The sequence below is a fragment of the Rhodoplanes sp. SY1 genome (assembly GCF_046000175.1).
Classification (GTDB): domain Bacteria; phylum Pseudomonadota; class Alphaproteobacteria; order Rhizobiales; family Xanthobacteraceae; genus Rhodoplanes.
On sequence record NZ_JBEOMB010000344.1, the window covers coordinates 1 to 702 of the forward strand.

General features: G+C 68.4%; 2 protein-coding genes. Both read left to right on the forward strand.

Translation table 11 applies throughout. The features are described 5' to 3' along the window. The first annotated feature begins 111 nt into the window (after positions 1–111). Positions 112–456, forward strand: a complete 345-nt coding sequence (locus ABTU92_RS29540) for a hypothetical protein (RefSeq protein ID WP_408095107.1) — start codon at positions 112–114, stop codon at positions 454–456. 23 nt (positions 457–479) lie between these two features. Next, a complete protein-coding gene (locus ABTU92_RS29545; protein ID WP_408095108.1) occupies positions 480–668 on the forward strand; it encodes a hypothetical protein in 189 nt (62 codons plus the stop codon). Positions 669–702 lie beyond the last annotated feature (34 nt).

Genomic DNA, 702 nt, shown 5'->3' on the forward strand with positions numbered 1-702 from the left:
CACCACGGTGCCGGCGGCGCGTGAGCTGTTCGGCGCGCTTCGCCGCGCGCACGTCGCCGGCGAGCTGGCTTCGACGCTGAATGCGCACTGCGCCGCGCCGGAGGGCGTGTCGTGAGCAACTCACTCGGACAGTCCAAACTCGCCAAGGACCGTGCTTCCATCGATATCGACGCTCTGAAGGAGCACTTCGGCGTCGACCTCGATGGGCAACTCGCCGACGCCCTCGGTCTGCACAAGACGACGATCGCGAATTGGCGGCAACGGGGTGGTGTCCCGTCCCGACATAGGCTGCTCTTGACCAAGCGACCAGAGCGCCCCCGTTACCTTTCGGTCACGGTGACGTGCCTCACGGAGGCTGCGGCGAGGCGGCTGCTCGATCACCTGGCCGAACAGATCGAGGCCGGTGCCATCCAGTTCGGTGGCAGCAATCCAGCGCCCGAGAGGGCCGCATCGTGACCCACGCCCCGAGCGAGACTGCCGTGTCGGTGTCCATCTCGCGGCTCGACGACACCGTGTCGGTCGACCTGACCTGCGGATCGACCGGCCTCGCCGACGGGCTGGAGGATCAGCTGCGCGGCATGGTCTCGCGCGGGGCGGTCGAGCTCGATCTCGCGCGTGAGCCGATCACCCTCGACGGCGAGATCATCCCAGGAGGGACCGCCCGATGAACGCACTGCCCGCCAATGTCCCGACCGCCACCTC